Annotated in this window: 4 protein-coding genes; 1 reads left to right on the forward strand and 3 read right to left on the reverse strand. The window is 69.0% G+C overall.

The window, feature by feature from the left end; translation table 11 throughout:
• Positions 1–67: 67 nt before the first annotated feature.
• Positions 68–3,244, reverse strand: coding sequence for a hypothetical protein (locus ABD357_RS04740; protein WP_344387677.1), 3,177 nt, complete (start codon positions 3,242–3,244; stop codon positions 68–70).
• Positions 3,245–3,464: 220 nt separating this feature from the next.
• Here ABD357_RS04740 and ABD357_RS04745 point away from each other — a divergent pair, with 220 nt between their 5' ends.
• Positions 3,465–3,650: a hypothetical protein gene (locus ABD357_RS04745; RefSeq protein ID WP_344387678.1), complete on the forward strand. Its 186-nt coding sequence runs from the start codon at positions 3,465–3,467 to the stop codon at positions 3,648–3,650.
• Between the two features lie 513 nt (positions 3,651–4,163).
• Here the strand turns inward: ABD357_RS04745 and ABD357_RS04750 are convergent.
• Positions 4,164–4,370 carry a hypothetical protein gene (locus tag ABD357_RS04750; RefSeq protein ID WP_344387679.1) on the reverse strand — a complete coding sequence of 69 codons (207 nt, stop codon included), beginning with the start codon at positions 4,368–4,370 and terminating at the stop codon, positions 4,164–4,166.
• 90 nt (positions 4,371–4,460) lie between these two features.
• The gene (locus ABD357_RS04755) at positions 4,461–5,831 is read right to left on the reverse strand and encodes an AAA family ATPase (protein WP_344387680.1); all 1,371 of its coding nucleotides are present in this window, start codon (positions 5,829–5,831) and stop codon (positions 4,461–4,463) included.
• Positions 5,832–6,000: the final 169 nt, after the last annotated feature.

Raw genomic sequence — 6,000 nt, forward strand, 5'->3', positions numbered from 1 at the left:
CTTTAGATGCCGGAAGCCCTCGGCACGGCAGGGGCCGCTCTGCCGACCGCTCTGCTGGTGGGTTGGTTCAGGACGGGCCAGGCTGGTCATCGGTGTCCGTGAGCAGGGGTGCGAATTGGTAGTGCCCGCGATAGGTGGCTCGGTTGATGATGTCGCGGGCCAGTTCCTGGTGTTCAGGAGAGGCAAGTCCGGCCAGCAGAACGGCGCGGATGTCGCTCTCCCTGATCCGTGGGGCGTAGTCGTACATGTCCAGCGTGGCGACCCATCCGTGCACCAGGTCCAGGACTGGTCCCAGGTAGCCGGTGGCCGCTTCGGCCAGGAAAGAGTAGACGCGCCGGTCACGGCCGAGGCTTCCGGTCGTCTCGAGGGCAACGCTCAGCTGTTGCAGGCGCCAGGTGACCGGGAAGGCGTCATTGCGGGCCAGCGGGCCGATCAGGGCGTGGATCTCGTCGGGTTGCGGTGCAGGTCCATGCGCGCTGTCGTCCCGAGCGGTCAGGCGCCAAGTCCACCACTGCATGATGCGGTCGCGGGTATCCGGTGGCAGATCGCGGTCATGGACGACCTCGCTCAAGAACGAAGCGAGCTGAACAGCAGCCACGGGTGAAGAGTACAGGTAGTCAGCCATGGTGCTCTCGTCGTCCAGTCCGAGCAGACCTGCCAGATAGATGGCCATGAGGTGATCACCTAGCCGCCGGTGCAAGTCCCGGTGATCCTGACCGTCCACTGCGGGTGTGCGTGCTGCGGTGCGGTAGACATCCATGAGGAGGCTCACGACGGACTCGGTGAGCGATGAGGTGCTCAGGTGGGCCATCCAGCTGGCACGGCCCAGTGCGGTGTCGAGGTTGAACAGGACCTCGATTCGGCGTCGCATCCAGGCCGGGTCGAGAGCATCGAGTCGGGTGATCAAGGATCCGACGGTCCGACCGATGGAGCTGGCGCCCGGGGCAGCGGGCGTGCCAGCCGCGTCCAGCAGCAGGGTGTCCAAGGCGGTGAACAGCACCTGGAAAGCAGCGCCGTGTTCGCGACGCCACAGTGCCCACGCGACGGCGGCTCGCAAGGCTGTTTCCAAACTCTCGTCCCAAACAGACTGCTGGTCGTCGTCAAGGTCGTCTTGTGGTGACCTGGCGGCGCTCCAGACCGACTCGAGTACGTTCCACAGTGCGTCGCCGAGCAGGGTGGGGATCTGCTGGGTGTTCTGCAGCGCCAGTCCCGCCAGCACAAACCGGGCGACGGCCAGGTGCAGGGTGCCGGTGTCGGAGGTATGAGGACGGCTGGTAGCCGACTGTACGAGCGGGAGGATGGTGGCCCAGCTGAGTTGCTGGCCGGCCTGAATAGCCGTACGGAATCCGTCGAGGACGGCGGCGAGGTGATCATCGTCCAACTCGGCGAACTGCGGGGCGTCCTCCTGGTAGATGAGGGCCTGGCTGGTCACGGCGGCTTGCAGCTGACTGCGGAAGGCCTCGGCGTTCGTGCCGAACCGGGTCGGTGTGGGCTGGAACTGCCGGGCGTGGCTGATCAGGCCGGTGGCAGTCATCGCAGCCAGGTTCTCCGGCGAACCCTCCTCGTCGGCCGCCGCCCAAGCCAGGGGCTGGGGAATCGTGTCCAATGACGGTGCCGGACCGAGGCTGTCGCACAACTCTCGGTAGCGCCGCAGCTGCTGCTCGGGCAGGACATCGGCCAGTGCGGCATAGCGGTCTCGCTGCCAGGCGCCCGCCCACTGCTCGACGTACTGCTCCGGCGGTTCCGCACCACCGGAAGTGCGGCGGAACCGCTGCACGAACCGTTCGGTGTCCGGCCCGGCGTCGATGACGGCCAGTACCCCTTCGAGCGCAGCCGGGCCCAGCGAGCCGGCGCAGGCGCGCGCCAAGAGTGCCCACTCACGCTGCGACCGGGCGGCAGCAATCTGGTCAAGATCCGTCAGAATGCTCTCCACCACGTCCGGGGCGTTGGCACCGTGACGCTGGAGAATATGCAGGCGGAGCCTGCGGAAGACCAGCCACGGCTGGGACTCCAAGATGGACAGGACCCGGCGGATGTCCGTGGCCGCAAGATGGTCGGCCGTGTCGCGGACCGCCTCGGTGAACAGGGCACGGTCATCAGAGCGCATCCCCCCGTGGCCCGGGTCCAGCTCCGGGTACCACACGCCGGACAGGTCCTCCCCGCCAGCGCGGTCAGGGTTCATTCCGGTGGCAAGGAGCGTGCTTGCCAGGCTGTCGGTCAGCGCCTCCAACCAAGCCGCCCCCAGGTGACGGGCCAAGGTGGTGTTGTGCGAGCGCAGAATCTCCTGGAGATCGTAGTCGTCGATCCGGCCACCGTGCTGAGCGGCCTGCAGGAGCGCGGCCATCACCGCCAGGGCCTGCTCGGTGTGGCCGCCCTGGGCGCAGTGGACGGCGAGTTGGGCGTAGTGGTCCGGGGCGATCAGGTAGGGGCCACGGATCGCTTCCACCGCCCGCGGCACCAGACGCGCCGCGTCCGCGGGGGGCAGCAGGAGTGCCACCTCCGCAAGATCGAGGTTGACCCGCGGGTTATCCGTCGAGGGGATCTGCTCGGCGATTGCTGCCACGCCTGCTGGGGCAACGCTGGTCATCCGCACCAGATACGTTGAGGCCGGCCAGGCGGGAAAGACCACCGTGCGCGCTTCATCGTCAGTTTCCGGTGCCGGCGGCGTACTGAAGAATCCGTACTCGCGCAGGTGCGGCAGCCACCGGGGGGCGTCCAGCAGTCCGAAAAAGCGTTCCTGGGTCAAGTAGTCCTGGGGGAAGGCATTCAGGAGCAGCTTCACATGGGCCTTGCCCGGCTCGCGGACGGCAGCCAGGGTCTCCAGACGCTGCAGCACGGTGACGTAGCGGGTCTCGAAGCGGTCGAGCACCACATCGAGCATGTCCTCCAGTTCGGCCAGGCGAACACGGACCGCTGCGTCCATCGGCGTCTGTTCCATACGGACCCGGTGCGCGTAGGTGTGCAGTTTCCTCGCTTCTGCCAGCCAGACGATGGCCGCGGGGTTGTCAGCTGGGATACCCAGCCAGTCCAGAACACCTTGTACTTCGAACACATGCCGCTGCCCCGCGCCCGCGGTCGGATCGTTCCGGATGGCATCGGGCAGGAGGACCTCGCGGAGGGCGCTCTCCAGTTCCCGGAACAGGTGCGAGACCAGCATCCCGGTCGAACGCAGCGGCAGATCCTCATCCAGCAGGGTGCAGATATCGGCGTACCAGCCCGCGGGCCCGGGACCGAACCGGCGCAAACGCCTCAGAATCCGCTGCTGCCTATCAAGGTCGGCCGGGCCGGGGCGTTGCCCGGACAACCGCTCCAGAGGAACCTCACGGTGCTGCGCCTGTGGCACCGGTGCCACCCCCTATCGGCCGGCCCAGGCCAGCGCCCCGACTGCAGAGCTGACCGTCCCAAGGACACGCCGGACTACACCCTGATCGTTCCACAGCCACCCAGGGTTGAGGCAGTACCGGATGGCCGGCCCGGAGCAGTTGCACTGGATGATCGACTCGGAGGTGCGCATCGAGCAGACCCGCCGGCGACTGGCCCGGCTGCGTGAGGAAGGATTGTTCGACCGCATCAACCTGCTGCAGGCCGGACGCATCCGGGTAATGGCTTCCCACTCAGTTCAGTACAGCGTGCAACTCGTTGCCGAGTGACCCGAGATACGCGAACGCTGGCCCTTCACCGGCGGTGTCCAATCCGACCGCCGTACGCCTGCAGACCGCTCACACGCTGGCCGTGACCGAGACCGCGCTCGCCTTCCTCACCGCCGCCTCGGCGCCCCGTGCCGACCACTGAACTGGATCTGCGAGGCCCACCACCCGATTCCGGCTGGACGGCATCGACCCCACCGGCGTCGAGAACCGAATCAGTACCCAGGGGCCTAAGGTCGTTCCGCTTCGTGCACGACGTCCCCGTCCCGTCCTCGCGGCCGCTGACCGACCTGCTCTCCGGCGCCCCACCCGCCAGCGACCGTCCATCCCGACCACACAGCAAGCCCCTGACCAGCACGAACACGCACCGGTCCATTAGGTACTAGAAACCATCACCAACACCACACCATCCTTATCAACAGACCCCCAACAACCGCAGATCAGAAGCCTCGTCACCACCGCCGGAGCATCCCGCAAGCGCCCGTTCCCTTCTCAAGCAAGTCTCAACACCACAGCTCAGGCCACCCACACCACACCAACTACGAACCTCGGAATCACACGCTCCGAAACCCCCAGCGCGTCCGCAGCCACCCGTACATGGCCTGCTGTCAGCTTTCCCCCCGCCCGCAGTGCGAGCAGCCGCCGTACCGCCGGGCCGCGCAGTGCCGTCCTTGATGCCGCGGGCAATCCGCCGCCTGCGCGGACGGCGTCGCCGTCCTCCATGTCAGCTCCCCCTCGCGCGGTGGGACGTCGTGTGCGTGCCGGGCGCCGGGCGCATGCGATCGCCCTCCCGTCTCTTGCAGAGCGCTTGGTTCACAGCGGCGGCGCGACCCTCCTCAACAGCCGCCCCAGCAAAGCCCGGTCAACAGCCGCGTCAGCGGTGGTGAGCAGCGCGTTCTGCAGGTGCGCAGTTAACGCGGCCCACGTGCGGAACGTGCCGTGCGCGCACGACTGGTCGATCCACGTCAGATCCGGTGCCGGGACGGTGCGCCACAGCGGATGGAAGCCAGTCACCACGGCCGCCACTTCCGCTGCGGCCAGGCGCGGAACCTCCTGCCACGCACCGACCCTTGATTCCAACTGCGGCAGCCGGGACAGCGCCCGCTCGCTGCCCGCCCCGCACAGCACCAGCGTGATCCGCGTGCCGGGGTGGTCCCACAGGCTCTGCAGGTACTCCAGGCACGGCGCAGGCAGGCGCTGCGCCTCATCGACCACCAGCACCCGCGCCTCGCCCAGAGCCCCCGCGACCGCGGCGTCGGCCAGCGCCGACGTGTGCGGGAAGCGGCCCGGCAGCGCCAGTGCATCGAACACCGCCCGCCGCATGCCGGCCACCGACGGGCGAACCGGCACCGGCACCCACGTCACCTTCCAGCCCGCGGGCACCTCACTGAGCGCCATCCGCACGGCCGCGGTCTTGCCCCGGCCCGGGTCGCCGAACACACACACCGCGCCCTCCGCTGCCATCGCCTGCCCGATCGCCTCGGCCACCGCCCGCACCGACGACGTCCGCACCAACTGCGCTCCCGCCGGCAACGCCACACCCGTCACCGCACCGCCCTCCCCCGACGGCAGGACCGCGGACGCCGCCGGCGCGGGGTGCGGCGGCCGGCGCGCAGCCTCCTTCTTCGCTGCGCCGTCCTCTCGCGCCCCGGCCAGGGCGAGATCAGCCAGCGCCTGCCGCGTTTGCTGCTCCTCCCGCTCCCGCCGCACCACCGCGCGGTCCGGCAGGACTCTGCCGGCCTGAAGGTCCCGGCGCACCGCCCGGTGCAACGACGCCAGCGAGGGCACCTCTCCCCCGGCCTCCTTCAGATGCCGATGCAGCACCGACACGTTCCCGCCCGCCTGCGCCAGCACCTCCCACGCCTGGTCGGACAGCTCCAGCCGGGCCCGGGGCCTGGGCTCCACACGGCCCTCCGTCCGCGCCACATCCAGCCAGCGCCACACCGTCCGCACACTCACCCCGCCGACCCGGGCGCCCGCACGCACGTGGGCCGTCGTCAACGCCCCGGCCGCATCCAACTCCAGCAGCCGCGCAACCAGCACCGGCCTGGACACCCTCAGCCCCGCCGTCACCTCACCCCACACGCACGGCTCCCCCACCCCGCACCCTTCCGCCCGCGCAAAACCGACACCGACCACCGTGGCGCCGCGCAGCCACCGAAGGATCAGAAGTGCCGTTCCCATGACAGCGGAGCGGAGTGGGGTGTACCGCCCCATGACAGCCACAACGGCACCCGACACCGCCCTACGCCAGTGACTCCCCCATGCTCAACACCCCACCAGCAGCGCAAACAACCTGACCTGACACGCCGTCACTGACACCCACCCACTGACACCAAACCGGCACATCGCA

Origin of the sequence: Streptomyces vastus, from assembly GCF_039532825.1 — a bacterium.
GTDB lineage: Bacteria > Actinomycetota > Actinomycetes > Streptomycetales > Streptomycetaceae > Streptomyces > Streptomyces vastus.